Source organism: Streptomyces rishiriensis, assembly GCF_003112535.1.
Taxonomy (GTDB): domain Bacteria; phylum Actinomycetota; class Actinomycetes; order Streptomycetales; family Streptomycetaceae; genus Streptomyces; species Streptomyces rishiriensis.
In genome coordinates this window covers 14,348-38,621 of sequence record NZ_BEWA01000036.1, presented here as the reverse complement: position 1 = coordinate 38,621, position 24,274 = coordinate 14,348, and the positions used below count along the sequence as shown (strand labels likewise).

The 24,274-nt window shown below is 68.4% G+C and carries 19 protein-coding genes; 15 read left to right on the top strand and 4 right to left on the bottom strand.

Features of this window, described 5'->3' with window-relative positions:
* Positions 1-139 precede the first annotated feature (139 nt).
* The gene (locus Sri02f_RS39490; RefSeq protein WP_109006121.1) at positions 140-1,381 is read left to right on the top strand and encodes an MFS transporter; all 1,242 of its coding nucleotides are present in this window, start codon (positions 140-142) and stop codon (positions 1,379-1,381) included.
* Between the two features lie 194 nt (positions 1,382-1,575).
* Positions 1,576-2,235, top strand: a complete 660-nt coding sequence (locus Sri02f_RS39485; RefSeq protein WP_159106874.1) for an SDR family oxidoreductase — start codon at positions 1,576-1,578, stop codon at positions 2,233-2,235.
* Positions 2,236-2,486: 251 nt separating this feature from the next.
* On the opposite strand, the gene Sri02f_RS39480 is transcribed toward Sri02f_RS39485, so the two are convergent.
* Together Sri02f_RS39480 and Sri02f_RS39475 are read right to left on the bottom strand one after the other, a co-directional pair.
* Positions 2,487-4,949 (bottom strand): SpoIIE family protein phosphatase, encoded by a 2,463-nt coding sequence (locus Sri02f_RS39480; protein WP_109006119.1) that lies wholly within the window; start codon positions 4,947-4,949, stop codon positions 2,487-2,489.
* Positions 4,950-5,338: 389 nt separating this feature from the next.
* Complete coding sequence (locus tag Sri02f_RS39475) at positions 5,339-6,262, bottom strand: helix-turn-helix transcriptional regulator (RefSeq protein ID WP_109006118.1); 924 nt, start codon at positions 6,260-6,262, stop codon at positions 5,339-5,341.
* A 349-nt stretch (positions 6,263-6,611) separates the two neighbouring features.
* Between Sri02f_RS39475 and Sri02f_RS39470 the strand changes: the two genes are divergently transcribed.
* From Sri02f_RS39470 to Sri02f_RS39460, 3 genes are all read left to right on the top strand, one after another.
* Complete coding sequence (locus Sri02f_RS39470; RefSeq protein ID WP_159106873.1) at positions 6,612-7,748, top strand: GAF domain-containing sensor histidine kinase; 1,137 nt, start codon at positions 6,612-6,614, stop codon at positions 7,746-7,748.
* Positions 7,745-8,377, top strand: coding sequence for a response regulator transcription factor (locus tag Sri02f_RS39465; protein ID WP_218029934.1), 633 nt, complete (start codon positions 7,745-7,747; stop codon positions 8,375-8,377). Before Sri02f_RS39470 ends, Sri02f_RS39465 begins: the two co-directional genes overlap by 4 nt.
* 162 nt (positions 8,378-8,539) lie before the next feature.
* Positions 8,540-10,195 carry an AMP-binding protein gene (locus tag Sri02f_RS39460; protein WP_109006115.1) on the top strand — a complete coding sequence of 552 codons (1,656 nt, stop codon included), beginning with the start codon at positions 8,540-8,542 and terminating at the stop codon, positions 10,193-10,195.
* Between the two features lie 202 nt (positions 10,196-10,397).
* Here the strand turns inward: Sri02f_RS39460 and Sri02f_RS39455 are convergent, their stop codons facing one another.
* The gene (locus Sri02f_RS39455; protein ID WP_109006114.1) at positions 10,398-11,771 is read right to left on the bottom strand and encodes a metallophosphoesterase; all 1,374 of its coding nucleotides are present in this window, start codon (positions 11,769-11,771) and stop codon (positions 10,398-10,400) included.
* Positions 11,772-11,971: 200 nt separating this feature from the next.
* Here Sri02f_RS39455 and Sri02f_RS39450 point away from each other — a divergent pair, with 200 nt between their 5' ends.
* Positions 11,972-12,343, top strand: coding sequence for a hypothetical protein (locus Sri02f_RS39450; RefSeq protein WP_109006113.1), 372 nt, complete (start codon positions 11,972-11,974; stop codon positions 12,341-12,343).
* A 2-nt stretch (positions 12,344-12,345) separates the two neighbouring features.
* Here Sri02f_RS39450 and Sri02f_RS39445 read toward each other — a convergent pair whose 3' ends face one another.
* Positions 12,346-13,110: an IS5 family transposase gene (locus Sri02f_RS39445; protein ID WP_109006112.1), complete on the bottom strand. Its 765-nt coding sequence runs from the start codon at positions 13,108-13,110 to the stop codon at positions 12,346-12,348.
* Positions 13,111-13,305: 195 nt separating this feature from the next.
* Between Sri02f_RS39445 and Sri02f_RS39440 the strand changes: the two genes are divergently transcribed.
* The 9 genes from Sri02f_RS39440 to Sri02f_RS39395 all read left to right on the top strand — a co-directional run bounded on the left by Sri02f_RS39440 (position 13,306) and on the right by Sri02f_RS39395 (position 24,243).
* Complete coding sequence (locus Sri02f_RS39440; protein WP_109006111.1) at positions 13,306-14,481, top strand: serine hydrolase domain-containing protein; 1,176 nt, start codon at positions 13,306-13,308, stop codon at positions 14,479-14,481.
* A gap of 625 nt (positions 14,482-15,106) precedes the next feature.
* Positions 15,107-16,279 (top strand): epoxide hydrolase family protein, encoded by a 1,173-nt coding sequence (locus Sri02f_RS39430; protein ID WP_109006109.1) that lies wholly within the window; start codon positions 15,107-15,109, stop codon positions 16,277-16,279.
* Between the two features lie 137 nt (positions 16,280-16,416).
* Entirely contained in the window at positions 16,417-17,295 is an 879-nt protein-coding gene (locus Sri02f_RS43950; RefSeq protein WP_109006108.1) for an AfsA-related hotdog domain-containing protein, read from the top strand.
* A complete protein-coding gene (locus Sri02f_RS39420) occupies positions 17,292-17,933 on the top strand; it encodes a methyltransferase family protein (RefSeq protein WP_159106872.1) in 642 nt (213 codons plus the stop codon). Before Sri02f_RS43950 ends, Sri02f_RS39420 begins: the two co-directional genes overlap by 4 nt.
* A gap of 2 nt (positions 17,934-17,935) precedes the next feature.
* Entirely contained in the window at positions 17,936-20,626 is a 2,691-nt protein-coding gene (locus Sri02f_RS39415; RefSeq protein WP_109006106.1) for a PEP/pyruvate-binding domain-containing protein, read from the top strand.
* An 8-nt stretch (positions 20,627-20,634) separates the two neighbouring features.
* Entirely contained in the window at positions 20,635-21,714 is a 1,080-nt protein-coding gene (locus tag Sri02f_RS39410; protein WP_159106871.1) for a ketoacyl-ACP synthase III family protein, read from the top strand.
* Positions 21,711-22,106: a nuclear transport factor 2 family protein gene (locus tag Sri02f_RS39405; protein ID WP_109006104.1), complete on the top strand. Its 396-nt coding sequence runs from the start codon at positions 21,711-21,713 to the stop codon at positions 22,104-22,106. The genes Sri02f_RS39410 and Sri02f_RS39405 overlap by 4 nt, the downstream gene beginning before the upstream one ends.
* On the top strand, positions 22,103-23,362 hold the full coding sequence (locus Sri02f_RS39400; protein ID WP_159106870.1) for a cytochrome P450: 1,260 nt from the start codon (positions 22,103-22,105) through the stop codon (positions 23,360-23,362). Before Sri02f_RS39405 ends, Sri02f_RS39400 begins: the two co-directional genes overlap by 4 nt.
* Positions 23,359-24,243, top strand: coding sequence for a UbiA prenyltransferase family protein (locus tag Sri02f_RS39395; protein WP_109006102.1), 885 nt, complete (start codon positions 23,359-23,361; stop codon positions 24,241-24,243). Before Sri02f_RS39400 ends, Sri02f_RS39395 begins: the two co-directional genes overlap by 4 nt.
* Positions 24,244-24,274 lie beyond the last annotated feature (31 nt).

Here is a 24,274-nt window from a genome sequence, read left to right as displayed (position 1 = left end):
CTAGCGGTACCACCGGGACGGCGGACCCACCACCCGGCGCCTCAAGTGATCCATTTGCCGGTCGGTTCAAGGAGGACTTGCCAGTACCCCCTTTAACAGGTCCTGCCGCACTGTCGGTAGGGCTGGTTGCCTGGAAGGCATGACCAATAAGACCACGGCAGCGGACGCCAACCGCACGTCTGCAGCCACCGTCTCCGCCCCTGGCGCCAGCGGCATGAACCGCGGTCTGACGCTGCTGTTCGCGATCGCCGGCGGCGCCGCGGTCGGCAACCTGTACTGGGCGCAGCCACTGCTCCATGAGATGGCCGGATCACTGCATATCAGTCCCGCCTCCGCCGGCCTGCTGGTCACTCTGACGCAGATCGGCTACGCGCTCGGGGCCTTTTTCGTGATGCCGCTGGGCGACCGTCTCAACCGGCGCAGGCTCATCCCCACGATCATGCTCGCGTCGGCCTTCGCCCTGGCGGGCAGCGCCGCGGCACCGAGTTTCGCCATGCTACTGGTCGCGCTCGCGTTGGTCGGAGTGACCACGGTGGCCGGGCAGCTCCTGGTGGCGCTGGCAGGTGACCTGGCTCGCGACGATCAGCGCGGCCGGGTCGTCGGCACCGTCGTTTCCGGAATACTCATGGGGATTCTCGCATCGCGCACGATCAGCGGCCTGGTCGCCGACGCGTTCGGCTGGCGTGCGATCTACATGGCCGCCGCCGTACTCACGGTGGTCCTCGCCACCATCCTGGCACGGGTGCTGCCGGCGATTCCCTCCCGGGCCTCGGTCGGCTACACGACGCTGTTGGCGTCGGTGCTGACCACAGTGCGCCGCCACCGGTCGGTGCAGGTCTCGCTTGTGTTGAGTGCCATCGCGATGACCGTTTTCACTCTCTTCTGGACCGCTCTGACCTTTCTGCTCAGTGCCGCCCCGTTCGGATACTCGGTGAGCCGGATCGGTCTGGTCGGTCTCGTCGGCCTGGCCGGTGCGCTGACCGCCCAGCGGGCCGGCCGTCTGCACGACCGCGGCTGGTCGGTGCCAGGTACCGGCGCAGGACTGCTCCTGGCATTGGCCGCGGTCGTGCTCAGCGCCGCCGGTGCCGGCGCCGGGTCAATCATCATCGTCCTGATCTCGGTCCTACTGCTGGACATCGCCATCCCGGCGGTCAACGTGCTCAACCAGTCCCGGCTGATGCACGTGGAGCCGCGGAGCCGCAGCCGTTTGAACACCGCCTTCGTCACCGGAAACTTCATCGGCGCCACCGTCGGCTCCGTGCTGGCGGCCACACTCTGGCAGGCCGGAGGGTGGACGACGGTGATGACCGGCGCCGCCGCTCTGCTCACCATCGCGCTGACCGTCTGGGCGGTCGGGCGGCGGTCGCTGTCCGTCGCGTAAGCCGACCGCCCCGTACTCAGGGGGCGACGTTGATCGTTCGCCCGTCGAGAGCTCCACCTCCCGAAGACCTCGTGCGGCTCCGGACAGCCGGCGGCAAGGTCGCCATTCCGGGCGCCCGCCACCCGAACGCCTAGAACGACAGGCCGAAAATGATCAACGGCCTGGCTCCCCATCCCATCGAAGGAAGGACCAGCATGGCCCTCGGAACCGCAATCATCGTCGGCGTCGGACCCGGACTCGGCGTCGCGCTCGCCCGCACATTCGCCGGCGCCGGACACCCCGTCGCCATGCTCGCCCGCGACAAGTCGAGGCTGGACGCCTATGCCGACGAGCTCGCCTCCACCGGCCAGGACGTCCGCGGTTACCCCGCGGACGTCACGGACCCCGACGGCCTGCGCGGCACGCTCCGCACCGCGATCGCCGAGCTGGGCGCTCCCGACGTGCTCGTGTACAACGCCGCGGTGGTGCGCAAGGACGCGCCCATCGGCGGTGACGACAAGGACTGGGCCGACGTTCTGGCCGTCAACGTCCTGGGGGCGAGGGTCGCGGCCGACGCCGTCCTCCCCGCGCTCCGTGACGGCCGCGGGAGCCTGCTGTTCTCCGGCGGCGGCCTCGCCCATTCCCCGTCCGCGGAATTCGCATCCCTGTCCATCGGCAAGGCCGGGATCCGCACATACGCGCAAGTACTCCACGAGAAGCTGGCCGGGACAGGCGTGCACGTCACCAGCGTCACGATCGCCGGGGCGATCGGTGGCGGCGAAGAGCGCTTCGATCCGGCAGTCCTCGCACAGGCCTACCTCGACCTGCACAACCAGCCCCAGACCCAGTGGCAGCACGAGCTGCTGCGTGACTGAGCTCTCGTCGGGGCAGCATCACGCTGCAGGGCTCCACCGTCGTCGACGTGGAGCCCTTCACCCCTTTCCGCGCTCATCTGGAGCTGCGCACACCGAGGGCAATCCGCTTCAAGCTCAAGCGCCTGCCCGACCGCGGGTTCCTGACCGAGACCGAAACGAGCCTGGCCTGTTCACCCGGCCACGGCCGTAAACGACCGGCGGGTCCACGACCGGCCCACCTGTCCCCACCGCACCACGCAACGGGCATGAGTTCACGCATCCGCATCTCCGGAGAGGACCTGTTCCGCCCAGATGGTTTTGCCTTGGGCGGTTTGACGGGTGCCCCAGGCGGTTGTGAGCTGGGCGACCAGGAGCAAGCCGCGGCCGCCTTCGTCGAAGGTGCGGGCGCGGCGCAGGTGGGGGGCGGTGCCACTGGCGTCGGAGACCTCGCAGATGAGGTTCCGGTCGTGGATCAGACGCAGATGTATGGGTGGCTCTCCGTATCGGATGGCGTTGGTGACGAGTTCGCTGACGATCAGTTCGGTGACGAAGGTGGCGTCGTTCATTCCCCAGGCCGCCAGTTGGGCAATGGCCTGCTTGCGGGTTTCGGCGACAGCGGCTGGGTCCGCGGGTACTTCCCAGGTGGTGACCCGGTCGCTGTCCAGCGCTTTGGTGCGGGCGATGAGCAGGGCGACGTCATCGGAGGGACGGCCGGGAAGGAGGGCGGCGAGAACAGCGTCGCAGAGGTGGTCCAGGGAGGCGAATGACTGGGCGAGGGCCTGGCACAGCAGGAAATGGCCGTCGTCGATGTCCCGCTCGCGGGACTCGATCAGTCCGTCGGTGTAGAGGGCCAGCAGGCTGCCCTCGGGCAGTTCGATCTCGGTCGCCTCGAAGGGGAGTCCACCCAGTCCCAGCGGGGGGCCGACGGGCAGGTCGAGTAGCTTCACGGTGCCGTCGGGGGTGACCAGGACAGGTGCTGGATGTCCGGCCAGGGCGATCGCGCAGTGCCAGGACACCGGGTCGTACACGGCGCACAGACAGGTCGCACCGACATCCCCGGCGGTCTCCTCCCCCGCCTCCTCCCCATCCGGATCCCGCCGCGGGGCGTCTTTCCCTTCGGTGGACAGGCGGGCGACGATGTCGTCGAGGTGGGTGAGCAGTTCGTCGGGGGGCAGGTCCATGTCGGCGAGGGTGAGCACTGCGGTGCGCAGCCGCCCCATGGAGGCAGAGGCGTGAATACCGTGGCCGACCACGTCGCCGACGACCAGGGCGACTCTGGCGCCGGACAGCGGGATCACGTCGAACCAGTCCCCGCCCACTCCGGCCCGGGCGCCTGCCGGCAGATAGCGGGACGCGACGTCCACCGCGGCCTGCGCGGGCAGTGTCCGGGGCAGCAGGCTGCGCTGCAGGGTCACCGCGGTGGCGCGTTCGCGGGTGTAACGCCGAGCGTTGTCGATACAGACCGCTGCCCTGGCGGCCAGTTCCTCGGCCAGCATGAGGTCGTCCTCGCCGAACATTTCGGGATGCCGGTGGCGGAGGAAGACCACGACGCCCAGGGTGGTGCCGCGGGCGGTCAGGGGCACCGTCATCACCGAGTGGATACCGAAGTCGCGGAGGTTGGCGGCCCGGCCCGGATCGCGGGCCGCCCACTCGGTGATCGCGGGATCGCTGGGCTGGTGCAGCAGGGCGTGGCCCGCCCGCAGGCTCTCGGCCGGCGGGGAATGCTGCGGGTACACGTCGACGCTTCCCGGGGCCACGACCGCCTCAGGGTTCCCCGGTATCACGGACCGGTGGGCGACCCGTCGCAGTGAGACCGAGCCGGGCGGCGCGCCCGTTTCCGGGCGCGGCTCGTGTGCACCGCCGAGGGAGGGGAGCAGGTCGACGCTGACGAAATCGGCGAATTCCGGGACGGTCACATCCGCCAGTTCCTGCGCCGTCCGCGTCATGTCCAGGGTGCTGCCGATACGCGCGCTGGCATCAGCGAGCAGCAGGAGCCGCTTACGGGCCCAATACTCCTCGGTTATGTCATGAGATGCGGTACCCACGCCCAGGACACGGCCGTCCTTGTCCTTCAGCGGGGTGATGAAGACCGACCAGGCATGCTCGCGACTCTCGCTGGGGGCGCTCCCGTAGACCTCCATGACCTGTGGCTCCCCGGTCTCCAGTGCCCGCCGCATGAACCGCTCCTGCCTCGCCATCTCCGGATGGTCCAGGAACTCCGGCAGCCGGAGCCCGCGCATGTCGTCCTCGCTCAGCGCCAGGGCACGATGCACAGCCTCGTTGGACCGGCGCAGGCGCAGCTCTGTGTCGTACGCCGCCATGAGGTAGCCCGCGACCTGCTCGTTGTTCTGGTTCATGAGAGCGTCGTCGTCGGGCCGATGCCGCAGCCCGGTCAGCGCGGAGACCAGGAACCATTCTCCGATCCGCCCGCCGTCCGGCGCCCTTGAGTGCGCCAGCACCTTGACCTGCAGACGGTGGCCGTCGCGGTGGCGGAGAGCAATCCGCCCGTTCCATCTGGGCAGCCGTGCGAGGGAGCGCAGCTCCGGTTCGTCGATCTGTTCGGCCAGCAGACCAGCCGCGGGTTGTCCCACGATCTGCGTGGGCGAGTACCCCAGCAATACCTCGGCCCCCGCATTCCACCCGGTCACGATGCCGTGTCCGTCGATAGTGACGTTCGCACTGAGCGACTCGTCGACGACACAGGCGGACGCCCCCGGCACCTCGTCGGTCGCCATGCGGCCCTCCCTCACTGCTCAGCTCGCGCGCGCCGAGATCTTCGCCGTTCCCCGGCGTGCGACTCCAGACCGGCGCGGCATATGTCCCCATTATTCCCGCTGGCGGCTGACTGCGGCGAGCGCCTGAGGTTTGCGACACTTCACAGCTCCGCCACCGTTGTGGGCGCCTGACAGAAGTGGAAACCGACCTGGCGGCGCCTCCCGGCCCTTTCCCGCACAGTGATCACCTCGGCGGTGGCGGACAGGTGGAACTCCTGCCGGCCCTGGTTGTCCCAGAGGCCAGGCGGGTCAGACGGGCGTCGCGGCAGTGGCATGCCGGTGAGTCCGGTAATCCGAACGAGGCCGCACGGGCGGTGAGGAAGTGGCGACCGCAATACCTGGCAACCGGATCACCCGCTTTTGTTGTCCTCGGTGCCCGGCGGGTGGGCTGGGGTCGGTGGCTGGGGGTGCTCGTTCGTCTGCTGCCCCGGGGTGGCAGCCCAGGCGTTGAGCAGGGACAGGTTGTCGTGCGAGGGGGTACCGGCCGCCGCGGTGTAGGCGACCAGGAGCAGGCCCTGCTCGGCGGGCAGGTGCATGACTTCGAAGGCCAGCTCGAGGGGGCCGACGACGGGGTGCTTGAACGCCTTGACGCCGCGGGCGTGGACCCGGACGTCGCGCCGTGCCCAGAAGACCCGGAACTCCTCGCTGCACGTCGACAGCTCCCCGACGAGCTGAGTGAGTGCGCGATCATGCGGATCACGTCCGGCCGCTGCCTGCAGATGACCGACCATGTCACCAGCGACCTTCGGCCAGTCCACCCAGAACTCGCGGGCCCGGGGGTCGAGGAAGGTGAAACGGGCGAAGTTCGCCGGCTGCCGGGGATCCTCGAGCACCGGTGCATAGAGCGCCCTGCCGAGGTGGTTCGTGGCCACTACGTCCAGCAGAGGGCTGCGCACCATCGCGGGCACACCGACCAGCGCGTCGAGCACGGCCTGTACCCCGGAACCCACTGAAGAAGCGGCCGCCCGGCGCGTCCGAGACCGGGCGGCGGGTTGGTCGGCACGAGCCAGGTCGAACAGATGCTCCCGCTCGACGTCATCGAGCTGCAGCGCACCTGCGATGGCGTTCAGCACGCTGTCGGAGGCCACGGCGAGCTTGCCTCGCTCGAGCCGGTTGTAGTAATCCACACTCAACCCGGCGAGGGTCGCCACCTCCTCACGCCGAAGCCCCGGAACCCGCCGACCACGCAGCGGCACCGACAGCCCCGCCTGCTGCGGCGTGATGCGTGCCCGTCGCGAGGACAGGAACTCTCGGATCTGACTTCGCTGGTCCATACATTCGATGCTAAGTCGGCCGCTTGGAACGAGGGAGGACCTGTCAGTGCCTGGTTCAGCAGGGCCTCGACCCCGGCCTCGCGGTCTGGCCTGCTTGATGGTGTGACGGCCAGGCTGAGCCGGACGCTGCTGCTGTTCGCGATGACCACCGCTGGTGGGTGCGGCCGTGCGGAACCTGTACGGGGAGGACCGTTCCGGCAGCGCCCTGATAGCTCCTCGGAGACCCCGAGCAGAGGTCTCCACTTGGAGATAGCGCGGGAACGGATTTGCAGTGACGATCGGCCGCAGGACCGTATTACGGGCTTGTTAACCCTGGTGGCCCGACGGAAGGCCTCATAGCATGTCTTTTGTGGCACTGGAGCGGCAAAGGCCGCCGCAGGTGAACCTGCTCTCCGAACTCACCGATGGTTACAGCCAGATCCTGGCCCTGTTCGACGGTTCCACCGCAATGCGCCGAATCGTGGACGACGTCCCAGCCCTGAGCGGTGTCGATGTGGCATGGGTCGGCGAACCGGACGGCGACGATCAGATCGTGCTGCGACACATGGTGAACACCCGCACACCCGCGATCAACGGACTCGCTGTGCCCAGAGGCCGCGGACTCGGCGGGCAGGTGATCGAACACCGCCGTCTGCTGTCGGTGAGCGACTACCAGTGCGCTGAGAACATCACGCACCACTTCAGGTCACAGGTGGAGAGTGAGGGCCTGCGCGCGGTCATCGCCGTTCCCATGATCTATGAGGACGAGCTTCTGGGTGTGCTCTACGGAGCCAACCGGTTCACGTCGTCGTTCGGCGACCGGGCGACACAGGCGCTGGAGCAGGCCGCCGGCCGTGCCGCTGCCGCCGCGGTCGTCGCCGAGCGGGCCAAGCACGCAGCCGAAGTCGCCGTCCATGAGGATCGGCGCCGCGTCGCCGTCGACCTGCACGACACCGTCGGCGCCACGCTGTTCACCATTGGCGCGGGGATCCGCGCGCTGATCGACGACCTGCCTTCCGGGGACGCCCTTCAGTCCCGGCTGGGCGACATCGAGCAGCAGGCTGCGGAAGCGGCGGCCGCCCTGCGCGGGTCACTGCACGCGCTGAGCGCCCCACCCGAGCAGGTCAGTCTCGGCGTGGCCCTGCGTGGCGACTGCCGCGCCTTCGAGGAGCGCACGGGCATCGTCGCCCGCCTCATCACCGTCACCGAGTTGCCAGCCCTGTCATCGGCATGCATCGGCGCGCTCTCCGGTACGGCCCGGGAAGCGCTGCTGAACGTGGAGAAACACGCCAAGGCACGCTCCGTCGTGCTCAGCGTGTTCGCCGCCTCAAACGGGGTGACGGTGAGGATCAGCGACGACGGTGTGGGCCTGCCGACCACTGGGAGGGACCCCGAAGGACTCGGTATGTCGACCATGTCCGAGCGCCTGACACGGGTCGGCGGGCGACTGGACATCGGCGGCAACGAAGACGGCGGCGTCACCGTCCAGGCATGGGTCCCCGCATGATCACGACAGAAATCCGCGTGCTGGTCGTGGACGACCACCCCATCGTCCTCGACGGCGTCACCATGGCGCTCAGCAACACTCCGTGGATCACCGTCTCCGGATACGCCCGCTCCGGGCGCGAGGCCATCACGGCCGCCGGACGTCTCCAGCCCGATGTCGTCCTGCTCGACCTGCGACTGCCGGACATGCTCGGCCCTGAAGTGATCCGGGCACTGCGCGCGCACTCCCCCGGCGTCAAGGTAGTGATCTTCACCGCGTATCCGGAACACGCGGCTCTGGACGCGGCACTCGACGCCGGAGCCCACGCCGTCGTCGTCAAAGACACCGAGCGTTCCGATCTGGTGGACATCATCCGCCGGGTGAACGCCGGCGAACGCGTGGACTCCACCGACCTCGAGCCCGACTTCAATGTGTTGCTGGCCAGGAAGCTCAAGGAATGCGGTCTCACCCGCCGCGAGTACGAGATTCTGCGCAGGGTCGCGATGGGTGAGACCAATCCGGAGATAGGCGAGGCTCTCGGCCTCACCCGCAACACCGTCAAGACCTACCTCCAGCGAACCCTGGAGAAGCTGGGCGCCCGCAACCGCGTCGAAGCTCTGGCCCGGGCCAGCGAATACGGAATCCTCTAGCGATTCTCCAGTGGCGCGGTGACCTCACCGTCTCGACGAGGTCGGCAGCCGCTCCGCAGCCGACCGCCGCGATAGAGGCCCGAAACGGCCGAGGCAGCCCCGATCTTCGCCGAACTCCCCATTCAACACGTCCTCAATTCGTCATGGTTTCAAGGAGCTTTCATGGTTACGCCTCATCTCAGTTATGCCTCGGGCGTCTCTGAGACGCCGTTGCTGGACGAGACCATCGGCAGCCAATTCGACCGCACCGTGGCTGCTTTCGGCGAACGGGAAGCTCTCGTCGACGTCCCGACGGAGCGGCGATGGACCTACCGAGAGCTTGCCGAGGAGGTGGACGCGGTCGCGCTCGGACTGCTGGAGTCGGGCGTGGCCAAAGGTGATCGGGTAGGCATCTGGTCGCCGAACTGCGCGGAGTGGACCCTCGTTCAGTACGCGACCGCGAAAATCGGCGCCATTCTGGTCAACATCAACCCCAGCTACCGGACTCACGAGCTGGAGTACGTCCTCAACCAGGCAGGCGTTCGCACGGTGGTGGCGATGCCGACCTTCAAGACCTCCGACTACGCGGCGATGCTCGCCCGAGCACTTCCGAACTGTCCGACGGTGAAGGATGTTCTGCTCATCGGCCAGGATTCGTGGAGCGACCTCATCGAGACCGGCTTCTCGGGGGATCGGGCGCGTCTGGCCGACATCGGTGCGGGCCTGAGCCCCGACGACCCGATCAATATCCAGTACACGTCGGGGACGACCGGCTTCCCCAAGGGGGCGACTCTGTCGCACCGCAACATCCTGAACAACGGGTTCTTCGTAGGCGAGTTGTGTCACTACACCGAGGAGGACCGGGTCTGCATCCCGGTGCCCTTCTACCACTGCTTCGGCATGGTGATGGGCAATCTCGCGTGTACCAGCCACGGCGCGACCATGGTGATCCCCGGGCCTTCGTTCGATCCCAAAGCCACCCTCGAAGCGGTGGCTGCGGAGCGGTGCACGTCGCTCTACGGAGTGCCGACCATGTTCATCGCCGAGCTGGCCGATCCGGACTTCGATTCCTACAACCTGTCCAGTCTGCGGACCGGCATCATGGCGGGTTCTCCCTGCCCGATCAACGTGATGAAGCAGGTCATCGAGCGGATGGGAATGGAGGAGGTCTCCATCTGCTACGGGATGACCGAGACCTCGCCCGTTTCGACCCAGACTCGGGCGGACGACTCACTGGACCGTCGTGTCTCCACGGTCGGCCGGGTGGGACCGCACCTGGAGGTCAAGGTCGTGGACCCGGTGACCGGCCTGACCGTGCCCCGGGGTGAGGCCGGCGAGCTGTGCACCCGCGGGTACTCGGTCATGCTGGGCTACTGGAACGAGCCGGAGAAGACCGCCGAGGCCATCGACGCCGAGCGCTGGATGCACACAGGAGATCTGGCAGTCATGGACGCCGAGGGCTATGTCAGCATCACCGGCCGGATCAAGGACATGGTCATCCGCGGCGGCGAGAACATCTACCCCCGCGAGATCGAGGAGTTCCTCTACACCCATCCCGACATCCTCGACGCACAGGTCGTCGGCGTGCCCGACACGAAGTACGGCGAAGAGCTGATGGCCTGGCTGCGCATGAAGGACGGCGCTGAGCCGCTCACCATCGAGGCCGTCCACGAGTTCTGCCGAGGCAAGCTCGCCCACTACAAGATCCCGCGCTACGTACGCGTCATCGACGAATTCCCCATGACGGTCACCGGAAAGATCCGCAAGGTGGAACTACGCGAGATCGCTGTCCAACAGTTCGGTCTCGGCGACGCCGCCCCCACTCGGTCTATGCCGTGATCCCGGCGAGCATGTCAGCCGTGGGGCGCCGGTTCGAAAAAGACGGCTGCCCGGTGCAGGATCTCGGATTCCACCTGCCACCCGCGCAGTCGCTCGTGCTCCTCGAACCGGTGAACCGCCGTCGCGCTGCTGTGAGTTTCTGCCACCCTCACCGAACGAGGCAGTGAGACCTGCCAGATCAAGACTCGAAGTCGCGGCCCAGTCAGGCCCGTGTCGAGGCGAGTTCGACAAGAGTGATGTCCGAGGGGGCGCCCACGCGGACGGGTGGGCCCCAGGCGCCGGCGCCGCGGCTGACGTAGAGCTGGGTGTCACCGTAGCGTTCGAGCCCGGCGAGCGTCGGGTTCGTCAGATCGGCGATGAGGGTGCCGGGCCACAGCTGGCCGCCGTGGGTGTGGCCGGAGAGTTGCAGGTCGACGCCGTGGCGGACGGCGTCGTGGATGACGACCGGCTGGTGGGCGAGGAGGACGGCAGCACGGGAGCGGTCACGGTCGCCCAGGGCCCGGGTGAAGTCGGGGCCCTGGCCCTCATCGGTGCCGGCCAGGTCGTTGACGCCCGCCAGGTCGAAGGCGGGCAGTTCCGTGCGGGCGTTCTCCAGCGGGCGCAGACCCAGCTCCCGTACCTTCTCGACCCACTGCTCGGCGCCGGAGTAGTACTCGTGATTGCCGGTGACGAAGAACGTCCCGTGACGTGCCCGCAGCCCGGCGAGCGGTTCAGCGGCCGGGCTGAGGTCCTTCACGCTGCCATCGACCAGATCACCGACGACGGCGATGAGGTCGGGCTGGGTGGCGTTGATCGTGTCGACGACATGCTGGGCGAACCCACGGCCGAGAACCGGGCCGAGATGGATGTCGCTGACCACGGCGATCCTGAACCCATGCGCGCGGCGCGGGAGTTTGGCCAGCGGAACGGTGAGACGCTTGACCTTGGGGCCGCGGAGCACGCCGTACGTGCCGTGGCCGACGGTGCCGACGGCGAGGGCCGCGGCACTGCCGCCAATGATGCGGGAGACAAACAGGCGCCGTGAGGGGTTCGCTGTTCCAGGGCGCGGCAGGGACTCGGGCTCCGGTGTGGGCGAATGCGCCGCCACGATGACGGTCGCCGCGGTTTCCGGGGTGGTACAGGACAGCCCGCGAGCGCCCGGCACCGGCCGGAAGCCGCCGACGGCGAGTTCCGTGTTCCGATCCGCCCCGGACTCACCGGGCGAGGATGGGACAGCCCCTACTGCCGAGTGGGCCTCCTCGTGCGTGTCAACGTCCCGTCGTCGCACGAGCAGGCGCCGCAGCACAGGCCGGACGGCCTCGCCCGCGAGCAGTGCGAGCACGAGGTACAGGAACAGCGCCATCCACAGGTATCCGGGCCAGGCAAGGATCTGTTGGAGGAGGAACGGGGCTCTCGTCTCGGCCGCCACGGCGGCGACGGCCAGCAGAGGTCCGGCAACGAAGACACCGCTTCCGGCACGCCGCAGGAGCGAGCCCGGACGTGTCGTGTCACGTACGAGACGGCGCCAGGCATACCAGTGGAGCGCGCCGAACACCGCCAGCACGGCGCCCCAGATAAGGGTGATGACGATAACCACGGCTCAGCGCAGCCCTTCCTTGCGACGTTCGTGGAACGGATGGTTTCCCGCACCGGTCCATGACCGCCGGAACGGCCTGCCCATAGGGGAATTCAGCCAGTTCACGGAGGTGCGCCTGATTAGCCAAGACCGTGAGCCCATTCCAACTTCAGGCCACGGCCAATCGGCGCCGTGTCACGGACGCCTGGTAGACCCTGGCTATGACGTTCTTGGCGGTGGTCGAGGGTGATGCGAGCGGATGGGGCATCGATCGGGAGGCGCTGACCGACGCGATCTGTGGCCGGTGGTCCGGGGCCGAGGTCGACTCGCTGCACCGCAGCGAAGTGCGCAGCCTGATATGGCAGTTCGAGACGGAGAACGGCCCCGGTGAGGCGTATCTGCACGAGGACGGTACCTGCCTGTACATGGACGTCTGGCAGGAAGACGCCATCTGGTTGGCGATCGTCTTCCGCAGGCTGACACCCATGGACCTCGACCTGGTGTTCTGCGATGAGGGTTACAACTTCGACGTTCGTCTGCAGGCCGGGACGACCGAGGCCGAATTGACGGACTTGGTGAATGCTGCGGGTTGATCTCAGCCCGTGGCAGCGAGCTGGAGGACCAGGACGGCTTGGACGAGGCTGGTGATCCGGGTCGTCGAGCAGCGGAGTTTACGCAGGAGGCGCCAGGACTTGAGGGTGGCGATGGCCTGCTCTACCAGTGCACGGATCTTCGCATGGGACCGGTTGACGGCCTGCTGACCGGCGGAGAGGCTGTCCCATCGGCCGCGGTACGGGAGACGGACCGTGCCGCCTGCACCCTGGTAGCCCTTGTCTGCCCAGCAGGTGATGCCGGCCTCGGTGAGTGCCTCGATGATGCCGTGCTCGCGCGCGGCCCGGACGTCGTGGACGGCGCCGGCCAAGGCTGGTGAAGCCCACACCAGGCGCCCCTTCGGATCGGCCATGACCTGCACGTTCATGCCGTGCTTCTTGTGTTTGCCCGAGTAGAACGGGCGATCGGCGGCGATTCGATCGATGGGCAGGAGCGTCCCGTCCAAGATCACGCACGCCTTCTTCGACGCCGCTCGTACGGCTTCCGCGAGGGTAGGGGCAAGGGCGGCCAGGAGGTTGACGGCCTCGGTGATGTATCGGTAGGCGGTGGTGGTGCCGATCCCGAATCCAGCCGCGAGCTGGGCGTAGGGCTGGCCGTTGCGCAGGTGGGCGAGAGCGAGCAGGGCCTGCCGTCCTGCGTTCAGGCGCCGCCATCGGCTTCCGAGAGCGCGGCGGTGTTCCCTCAGTCGGGCGGCGAGGAAGCGCAGGGCAGAGGTGGACACGTCGACGCCGGACGGGTAGACAAGCATGCGAAGCCTCTGGTGGAGATGGTTCTCTTGGTCGAAAACCCATCTACCAGGGGCTTCATCTGTCTGTCAGCCCAACTGCCCGGCTGGCACGTGAGGTTGGAAAGGGCTCCGTCAGTCTGCCATCCCTGACTGTCTCGTGAGGGGTAGAGTTTTCTGCCCTGGATGACGGTCTGAGCGGTCAGTACGTTACCCATCATGATCGATTCTGAATCGCCCGAGCCTCGAGTCCGGGGCCACTGCGACGAGCGGTTCGCGTCCGTGCGGGCCGCATTCGAGGAGAATTTCCGGGAGCGCGAGGACCTGGGCGCTGCGGTAGCCGTGCGGGTGGGCGGGCAGACCGTGGTGGACCTGTGGGGCGGCTGGGCGGATGCCGCGCGCACCCGGCCCTGGGAGCGGGACACCCTGGTCAACGTGTGGTCGACGACCAAGGGGCCGACGGCGCTGTGCGCGCATCTGCTGGCCGACCGGGGACAGCTCGACCTGGACGCCCCCGTGGCGAGGTACTGGCCGGAGTTCTCAGCGGCCGGCAAATCATCCGTCCTTGTACGTCACCTCCTCTCGCACCGGGCGGGCCTGGCCGGACTGCGCGAGCCGTGCAGCCTGGCCGAAATGTACGACTGGGAGCTGACCACCGCGCGGCTGGCCGCCATGGAGCCTTGGTGGGAGCCGGGCACGCAGTCCGGCTACCACGCCCTGACGTACGGCTTCCTGGTCGGCGAGGTGGTACGGCGGATCACCGGTCTGCACCTCGGCGAGTACCTGCACCAGGAGATCACCGGGCCGCTGGGCATCGCCTTCACGATCGGCCTGCCGGAGAAAGAGACTGGACGGGTCGCGGAACTCATCAGTACTTCGGCCATGACAGCCAGCGAACGGGCGGCGTTCGCGGAGCTGCCGCCCGTTGCCCTGGCCTCCCTGGCCAACCCCGTCGTCACGGCAGCCGACGCCAACACCCCCGAGTGGCGCGCCGCCCATATCCCGGCCGCGAACGGCCACGGCACAGCCCGCGCCGTCGCCGCGCTCTACGGGATCTTCGCCCACCGGGGCATCGCCGACGGCGGCCGCGTGCTGTCCGCCCAAGCCGTCGAGCGCGCTCGCGAGGGCCAGGGCGCGGGCTTCGATCTGGTCGCCTCCGTCACGGGCTTCGGCCACGACACGGAGCTCGCCCTGGGCATGTGGCTCAGCGGCCCGGACGCCCACTACGGCCCCAACCCCCGCGCGTTCGGCCACGACGGCACGGGCGGCTCCTTCGGCCTGGCGGACCCGGAGGCAGACGTCAGCCTGGGCTACGTCGTGAACCGCATGGGCTACCGCATCGGCGACGACCCGAGGAAGAAGGCCCTGGTCGACGCGGTGTACGCGGCGCTGTGACCCTTTCCGGGCCGGACCAGAGCTGCGCAGACACCCCGATGACGGACAGTTGGGTCTGTCCGGCCGAGCATGAGCCACATGACGAGGGCTGCGACCGTGTACCGGATTGGCCATCGCCCGGGAGTGCCAACCGCGTGCTCCCTTACACAGGCGGGCCGGCCTGGCTGTCGGTCTTCTCCCGAATGACGTGCCCGATGCCCCGGCGCCGCAGGTACCGGCGGCAGGGATCTTTTCCAGCACCGGCTCCGGCGCGCAGTCGGTGCGGGCTCCGGCCGCGCGAGGATGCGCCAGCTTGAGCGGAGTCCACCGCGCTCGTCCCGGTCGATTTCTTCGTCGCAGTCCACCGCCTGGCCCTGGCGCAGCAGACGCTCGAAGGTGGCGCCGGCCGACCACCGTCGGTGCCGCTCATGCACCGTCCTCCATGGGCCGAAGCGTTCCGGCGGATCACGTGGCTGAACCCCAGCCCGCACAGGTGCAAGATCCGTCGATCACCTGTCTGTGATCCCGCACCGGCCACAAGTTCCCTTACTCACGGGCAGGAACGGCCGCAGCCGTACCCACTCGGCATCAGATAGAGGCAAGTCACTTCCCCTTCAGTTTTCCCCCCACACGGAAACAGCGAGGCATGACGAACACCACCAACAGCACCGTCCGCCCGTTCCGCATCGACATACCGCAGGCAGACCTGGACGACCTTCGCAAGCGCCTCGGCCGCACCCGGCTGCCCGACGCGATCCCCGGCACGGACTGGGAGATGGGCATCCCGGTCGACTACCTGGCCGAGCTGGCGGAATACTGGCGCACCACCTACGACTGGCGCGCCTGGGAGCGGCGGCTGAACGAACTGCCGCAGTTCACGACCACGATCGACGGCCAGAACATCCACTTCCTGCACGTGCGTTCACCCGAGCCCGACGCCACTCCGCTGATCCTCACCCACGGCTGGCCCGGCTCGTTCGTCGAGTTTCTGCACGTGATCGGCCCCCTGAGTGACCCGCGCGCCCACGGTGGCGATCCCGCTGACGCATTCCACCTGGTCATTCCGTCCATCCCCGGATACGGGTTCTCCGGCCCGGTCACCGAACGCGGGTGGGACACCACGCGGGTGGCCTACGCCTGGGCGCAACTGATGGCCCGCCTCGGCTACGACCGCTACGGCGCCCAAGGCGGCGACTGGGGCTCGTTCATCTCCCAGGAAGTCGGCCGCGTCGACACCGACCATGTCATCGGCGTGCACGTCAACTTCCTGATGACCAACCCCACTGGCACACCCGGAGAACTCGATGACCTCAGCCCCGACGACAAGGCCCGGCTCGAGCAGAACCGACTGATCGAGGCCGACGGCCAGGGCTACCTCGCCCTCCAGGCAACCCGGCCACAGACCATCGGGATCGCGCTGACCGACTCACCGGCCGGGCAACTCGCCTGGATCGCCGAGAAGTTCAAGGAATGGACCGACGGCACCCACCTGCCGGAAGGCGGGATCGACCGCGACCACATGCTCACGGACATCACGCTGTACTGGCTGACAAACACCGCCGCCTCATCGGCCCGCCTCTACTACGAGGTCAGCCACCCGCTCAAGGACCGACAGCCCGAGCCGTCACCCGCCCCCCTGGGCGTCGCGGTCTTCCCGTACGACATCCGGCCCATCCGTGCCCTCGCGGAACGCTCCTCCAACATCGTGCGCTGGACCGAGTTCGACCGCGGCGGCCACTTCGCCGCCATGGAACAACCCGAACTCCTCGTCGACGACATCCGCACCTTCTTCCGCGAACTGACGCTGCCACAAAGCTGACTGAAGACATTTTGCGAGCAACTGGAAGCCGGACCGGGAGCAGGGGGATGCGCCCGTGACAGCTCATGGGGGAACAGAGCGCCGCTCACGCCTCCCCACCTCGAATTACCCACGCCGAAATTGAGGTACCCGGCCAAATGAAGCTGTCCGGACTGACGTCCACACTCGCGGAGGAAGATCGGTGTGGTTGGCTGAGCGCCATCCGTCAGCAGAATGACGATGGCTCGTGGATGGCTGACCTCCGCGTCGATCAGGCCGACCCGTTCTTCTTCGACCATCCACTCGACCATGTTCCCGGCACCCTGCTGGTCTGCGCGATGGTGGAGTTGGCACGGCAGAAAATCACGACCCCGGATGACCGCCGGGTCAAAGGGACCATGACCTTTCGTGCCATAGGGGAACTCAAGCCGGCGCCGGTGCTGCATATAGGCCCGCCGCAGGCGGGGCGACGGAACATGTTTGTCACTCAGGAGTCCTCGGTCGTGGCCGACGGCTGGTTCGAGTTTTCCTCCGAGCCCGGGCCTGCGTGGATACGTCAGGAGGGTGCCGGCGAGCGGCTGCCCGCCCAGGCCGCGCTTGTGCACCGGACCCGTCCGGAGAACGTGATGATCGGCGAGCCGTCGCTGACCTACCGCCAGGTCACCGGCGGGGTGGTGTCACCACCGGACGGTCATGCGTTGAGCGGTCACCGTGCCGGCGTCCGTCCGATCGAGGCGCTCATCGAGGCGGGCCGGCAGTTGTCCACCTGGCTGTCGCACCGATTCGGCGGGTGGCCGCTGGATACCCAGATCCTGTGGGTCGGGGTGACCGCGGACCTGCCTGTCGCCCTGCCGCGCTCCCTTCCTGTTTCGTTGAGGTGGAGACCGGCGCCGATCTCGCGGAACAAGGCCGAGTTCCATTTCGACGTGGTCGCCGACGACGCATGGGAGTCCGTGCTCGGCTCTTTGGTCTATGCGAGCAAAGCGGTCAGGCCGGATGTGTACGCCCGCTTCCGCGCGAACCGAAGTGCGACATGAACCAGCGTGCCGTCGTTGTGTCCCTGCGCGCTCTGCTGCCGGCCACGGTCACCGCGGTGCTGGCCGGGACCGTCCTGCTCATCTCCTCGGGCCACCGGCCGACACACCTCGTCGCGGCGGGACTGGCCTGCGCGTACCTGGTCTGGATACTGGCCGAGGCCCGGATCACCGTGCGGCATCCGTCGCAGGCGGCCGCCGAGAACAACACGCTGCTGCCCTACGCGCTCAGCCGGGCCGGGACCGCCATGTCCGCGGTGCTGTGGCCGCTGCCCTGGGAGCGATGGTCGGCGTGGATGATCGCGCCGATCGTGGTGTTCGCCGGCGCCGTCACGCTCCGGCTGGTGGCGATCCGGACGCTGGGCCGGTTCTACTCCCACCACGTGGTCCGCTATTCCGACCATTCGATCGTGGGCGACGGACCGTACCGTTTCGTACGGCATCCGGCCTACTCCGGAATGGTGCTGGCCAACGCCGCCTTTGTGGCCTTCTTCCTCAATCCGCTGAGCGTGCTGTTGTTCGTCATGTTGCTGTCGGTGGTGATCTGGCGGATCCGCGTCGAGGAACGGGTGTTGTGGGCGATTCCCGCCTACCCGTCCTATGCAAGTGGTCGGGCACGTCTGATCCCGGGGGTCTGGTGACCATGGAACTCATTCTGGATGGACCCGGGCTGAGCGATTCGACGCTGGTGGGCCACAAGTTCGCCCGGCAGGACGTGATGCGCCGCGCCGGCCTGCCGGTGCCTGAGTTGTTCTGCCTGACCGGCGCCGCGTTTCACGCTTCGGTGCCGGCACCGACGGGGTTCCCCGGTGGCGACGCGGGCACAGCGGAGCTGATCGCGTGGGCGAGCGCCGCCCGCGACAGGATCCGCGCCGGCCGCGTGCCACCTTCGCTGGCGGAACGGGTACTGACCGCCGTCGACGCACTGGCTGATGCCGACGGCCTGGTCGCCGTGCGGGCGTGTGTGGTGGCGGACGCGGACGGCACCGGCGAGGACGGTGCCGATGACCCCTTCGCCGGCTTGTCCGACAGTTTCCTGTACGTGGACCGTGACGCTGTACTGGCCAGGATCGTGGACTGCTGGGCCTCCGCATACAACCCCGAAGCCGTGCTCTACCGGGTGCGTCGCGGAGTGGACGCGACCGCCGTCCGGATCGCGGTCGGGGTGCAGCGCATGGTGCCGGGTGTGCGGTCCTTCGTGGTGTTCACCAGGGACCCGCGCACTGGCGCCGACCGAAGGGTGATCGCCGCCGCGCACGGTATCGGGGAAGGGATCGTCCAGGAGAAGGCGGACATCGACCACTTCTTCGTGGATGGCCAAACCGGCGCGATCGAAGTGGATCGCGTGTCCAAAGCCGTGATGGTGGGCCTGGATCCGGCCCGGCCCGCGGCGGGCGTGACCACTCTTCCGGTGCCCGCCGAGCTCGCCGAGGCACCGGTGCTCACGGACGCGGAGGTGAGTCGTATCTGCGCTCTCGCCGCCAGGGTCGAGGATCTCCTGGGCGGGCCGCAGGACATCGAGGGCACCCTGACAGAAGACGGAACCGTCCACCTGGTGCAGGCCAGACCCGTGGTGGTGAGCCCGCCTCCGGCCTCCGGTCCGGACGTGCCGTGGACCAACCACAACCTCACCGAGAGCTTCCCAGGGCTCACCAGCGCGCTGACCTACTCCCAAGCGCAAATCTTCTACCGGATGGGGTTCTCCGACTTCTACCGGCGGATGGGTGTGAGCGAACGCTCGCTCCGTCAGAACCGGCACCATCTGAGCCGGATGGTCGGCTGCCTGGACGGCCGGGTGTACTACCGCCTGGACGCCTGGTTCACCCTGCACGGCCAGATTCCCGGGTTCGAGCTGATGCGTCCGCTGTGGGAACGTTCGCTCGGGCTCACCGAACGAACAGGCATGCCCGGCATGTCGCGTCGCCGGCCGTGGCTGACCCTGATGCACAACATGCCCAGACTGGCATGGATGTGCGCCAGGCAGCCACGACAATTGCGCTTGTTCCTGCGCTGGTGGGACGCGCTGGTGGCCGACTCCGTGTCGATCGGGGAACGTCCGGCCGACGAGCTGATCGCCCAGTACCGCCATATGTGGGCCGAGGCCGAACAGCGCTGGGGCATCACGATGGTGACCAGTTATTTCGGGCTGGCCGGCCTTGCGGTCACCGGAGCTCTGCTGAAGCGCTGGATTCCGGGCGGTGACGCGCTGCTGCCACGCTTGCTGGCCGGTGGCACATCCAACCGCACGATCGAGTCGCTCCGGTCCGCGATCGCCTTGGCCGAGCTGGTCAATGAGCGGCCGTCGCTGCGCAACGCCGTTCTGGAGCAACCGGAACGGCAGGTGTGGGACGAGATCTCCGCGGGCCGTCACGGCGCCGATGTCGCCGGGGCCTTCAGACGGCATGTGGCCACCTTCGGCGACCGTGCTCTGCACGACCTGAAACTGGAAGTGCTCACCCCTCGCCAGCAGCCGTGGATGATCCTGCCGACCTTGCGTCCGTTCATCGCCCAGCGCCTGACCGTGGCCGACAACGTGGCCGACGAGGCGCGCACCAAGGCGGAAGCACGGCGGGTCCTGCGCGACGCCTGCCCGAACCCACTGCGCAGAGCTGTGCTGGGCACGGTGCTGGCGTTCCTGCGGTTCGCCGTCAAGGCCCGCGAGGACACCCGGTTCTGCCGCAGCCAGTTGTACGGCGTCTCACGCGAGGTGTTCTGCCGGCTCGCCGACCAGTTGGTCGCGTCGGGAATGCTGGACGAGGCCGCCGACGTAGTGCATCTGCAGGTGGAGGAGGTGCTGGGCGCCTTCGACGGCACGCTGCCCGACCGTGACCTGCGCGCCCTGGTACGGGTGCGCAAGGAAGGGATGGCCAGGGCGGCCGACAACCCTGATCCCCCGGCGTACTTCACCACGCCGGCCGGCCTCCCGGTCCCCGTCGCACTGGAGTCACGCCAGGACACCGAGATGCTCGCCGGTATGACGGAGGACGGCGTGCTGCACGGCCTGGCGTCCAGCAGTGGCAGGGTGCGGGCCCGTGCCAAGGTCGTTCAGGACGCATCCATGTCTCCGGAGTCCTGCACGGACCGCATCCTCGTCGCGAAGGAGACCGACCCTGGCTGGCTGGCCCTGATGATGGCGGCCAAGGGCATCGTCGTCGAACGCGGCAGCCTGATCTCGCACACCGCGATCAGCGGACGGCTGCTGGGAATCCCCACCGTGGTGGCGGTGCCCGGGGCTATGACCGTCATCCCGGACGGTGCCTGGCTGGAGATCGACGGGGACACCGGCCAGGTACGACTGCTGTCCGAGCCCGAGTCCAGAGAATCCGCGGAGTAGACGTGCGTGTGGACAACCTTCATATAGCCGGGCTGAGCAGCTACCTGCCCGAGCCTTTCCCAGCCGACCGCGCGGTCGCCTTGGGCCTGTACGACGAGCGGACGTGGAAGAAGGACGGCTGGACCGGTGCCGCGGTGGCCGGGGACATCTCCGCACCCGAGATGGCCGTCGTCGCGGCGAACAGGGCTCTGGCCCGGTCGGGACACTCCAACGGCGAGGTCGGGCTGCTGCTGCACGCATCGACCTTCGACCAGGGACCGGACGCGTGGACACCCCACCACTACATACTCCGGCACACCCTCGGCACCCAGGTCCCGGCCATGGAGGTGCGGCAAGGCTGCAATGGTGTCCTGGCCGCCGTGGAACTCGCCCACGGCTATCTGAGCGTCGGCTCGGGCCGTGTCGCGGCGCTGGTCACCGGCGCCGACAAGTTCGGCACCCCCCGCATGGACCGCTGGCGGTACCAGGCGGGAGCAAACACCCAACGGGGCTCCATCCTCGGTGACGCGGCGACCGCAGCCGTCCTGTCCACTCGGGAAGGGTTCGCCCGGGTCAAGGCGATCAACTCGGCGTCCCTGCCCGACCTGGAGGAGATGAACCGCCCCGAGGGCCCGCTGTTCCCGCCCGCGATCACCTCCGACGGTCCGATAGAACTCGGCGCCAGGATGGCCGACTTCGTCCGCCGATTCCCGGACAGGGCGGCAGCGGCCAATCGAGCCGTGTACCTCGCCCGTACCGAACTCGGTCTGCGCTCGATCGAGGAAGCCGGCCTCACCCCGGCCGACATCAACCGGGTCACCCATGTGTTCTCCGGCGGAGAGGCCTACCTCGGCACCATCATGCGGCCCCTGAGCATCGATCCCGCACGCGGCATGCTCGAACTCGGCCGCGGGGTCGGCCATCTGACGGTCAATGACCACTTCGTCGCACTGACCCATCTGGTCGAGACCCGGCAACTGGCCGACGGGGACCACGTACTGATGATCAGCAACGGGGTGGGCACCTCCCTCACCGCCGCCGTCATCGAGATCACCCACCTGCCTGCCTGGGCCACCGGACGCCCGCAGCCGTACGAGGAGAAGAGATGAACGTCCAGGACTGGATCGACCGGCTCCAGGCCCGGTGGAAGGCCCGGGATCCGGAGGCGATCGCCGCGCTGTTCACCGAGGACGCGTCCTACCACCAGGGGCCCTTCGGCACACCCCATGTCGGCCACGACGCCATCGCGAAGCACTGGACAGCCACTTTGTCGCACCAGAAGGATCCGGCCGTCTGGTTCGGCACCCCGATCGTGTCCGCCGAGCGCGCCTCGGTGGAGTGGTGGTGCATTCTGTACGACCCCGCCACCGGGACCCCACGAAGCGCCGCCGGCTGCCTCGCCCTGCGGTTCGCCGAGGACGGGCGCTGCGCGCTGTTCAAGGAGTACTGGCACGGGGCACCCGAAGCCGCGCTCGAGCCGGCCGAGGGATGGCTGCGATGACAGACGTCAGGGATGCCGACCCCCGCCCCGAGAACGCCCCGGCGGCGAAATGCCCGCACTTCCCATTCGCCGACCGACCGGGCGTCAGCCTGGACTCCGGGTACCTGAAGGACTTCCGCGACCAGCCGCTGCTCCCTGTCACCCTGACCGGCGGCCGGAGCGCGCTGCTGGTCACCCGGTACGCGGACGTCAGGACGGTGCTGGCCGATCCGCGTTTCAGCCGCGAGGCCTGTACTAACGGAACCCTGTTCGCCCGGAAGTCCAGCGCGCTGGCCCTGGCCACCAGCGACGCGCCCATCCACACCCGGCGCCGCAGCGCGGTCCAGTCCTGGTTCACCCACCGCAAGGCAGAGGAGGCCCGCCCCCACATCGCCGCCCTCGCCGAGCGACTGCTGGACCGGATCGAAGCCGCCGGTCCCTCCGTGGACCTGATCGCCGAGTTCAGCGCCCTCCTCCCCTATCAGGTGATCGGCGACATGCTCGGCCTCCCGGTTTCGGACCTCGACCCGTTGCGGCCCTGGATGACGGCGATGATGTCCGCCGGGCGGTTCTCCGCCGAAGAGGTCACCACCGCGCACGAGAGCATGTACGGATACTTCTTCGACCAGTTGGCGGACAGGCGGCGCGCGATAGCAGCCGGAGAGCCCGGTGACGACCTGCTCACCGCACTGCTGACCGCTCCGGAGGACGACCGCCTCAGCGACGAGGAGATCGCGGTCCTCGGTTTCGGCCTGTTGATGGCCGGCGGCGAGACCACCGCCTCGCACCTGGCGATGTGCGTCCTGCAAGTGCTGAGAACGCCAGGACTGGCCGAGTCGCTTCGCCAGGACCCCTCGGCGATCCCCACCGTGGTCGAGGAGTTGCTGCGCTGGGTGTGGTTCGCCGGCACCGGCGGCCAGCCTCATGTCACCGTCGAGGACGTGGAACTGGCCGGAACGCTCATACGCGCCGGACAGGTCGTCATCCCCCTCACCGACGCGGCCAACCGCGACGAGGAGGTGTTCACGGATCCCGACGAGTTCCGTCCCGGCCGCTTCGACAATCCGCACCTGGGATTCGGACACGGCCGGCACATGTGCCTCGGTGCTGCCCACGCCCGGGTGGAACTCCAGGTCGGGCTGGCGGCGATCCTGCGAAGGCTGGACGGTCTGGAGCTCGCCGTGGACGAGACGTCGCTGACGTGGCGTGACCAGATGTTCATACGCGGGGTATGGACCCTGCCGGTGCGGTGGCGTGTGCGAGGAGACGCGGCGTGATCGGTCGCTGGGCCCGTTTCGTGGCCGGGAGCTATCCGCCGCTGACCTCGGTACTGCTCGCGTGCGCCTGGGCCTACGGCGTGACCGGGCTGTTCGCCGCCATCCAGCCGTCGTACGCCGCGGCCTGGCGGCCCGACACCGGTACGGCCGTGGCCGCGGTCACCCTCGTCGTCACCCTGTTGCTGATGCGCGCGGTGGACGACATCCGGGACCTCGAGTACGACCGTCGACACCACCCGAAACGCCCCCTGGCAAGGGGAGCCGTGAGCATCCGGGACCTCCTCGTGCTGTGCGCGTCCGGCTCCGTGGTGCTGCTGGCCATCAACGCGGACAGCCCGACGGCCCTGGCGGTTCTCGCCGGGCAGCTCGGCTACTGCCTGCTCGTCCTCGCCGTCCACCACTGGCTGCGCTGGCCGTCCGGCGACAAGCTCGTGCTCAGCCTGCTGGTCAGCTTTCCGGCCCAGTTGCTTCTGCACGTGTATCTATACGCCAGATACCTGCACAGCGCGTCGCTCGGCACGAGCAGAGACGGGGCGCTCGCCATCGTCATCGTCGTGCTCGCCTCGGTCCATCTGGAGCTGGCGAAGAAGATCACCCGTCGTCCGCAGCCGGGCGAGCGCAGCTATGTCGACGTCTTCGGCCTCGCCGGCACCACAGGCATCGCGCTGGCCGCTCCCGCTCTCTCGGCCGTGCTGCTCATCGCCGGCGCGCGGGCCACAGCGGTGCTGGCGCCGCTCGCCGTCCTTCCCCTGGCGCTGCCCGCCCTTGCCGGGTGGCGCTTTCGGAGGTCGACGACCCTTCGATGGCCTGAGGCGGCACCAGCTCTGTACTTGCTGGTGACGTTCGCCGGCTACTTCGTGATCGGTCTGAGTTCCGGGTGAACGACCCCAGCGGTGCGTCCGTCCCGTCCCG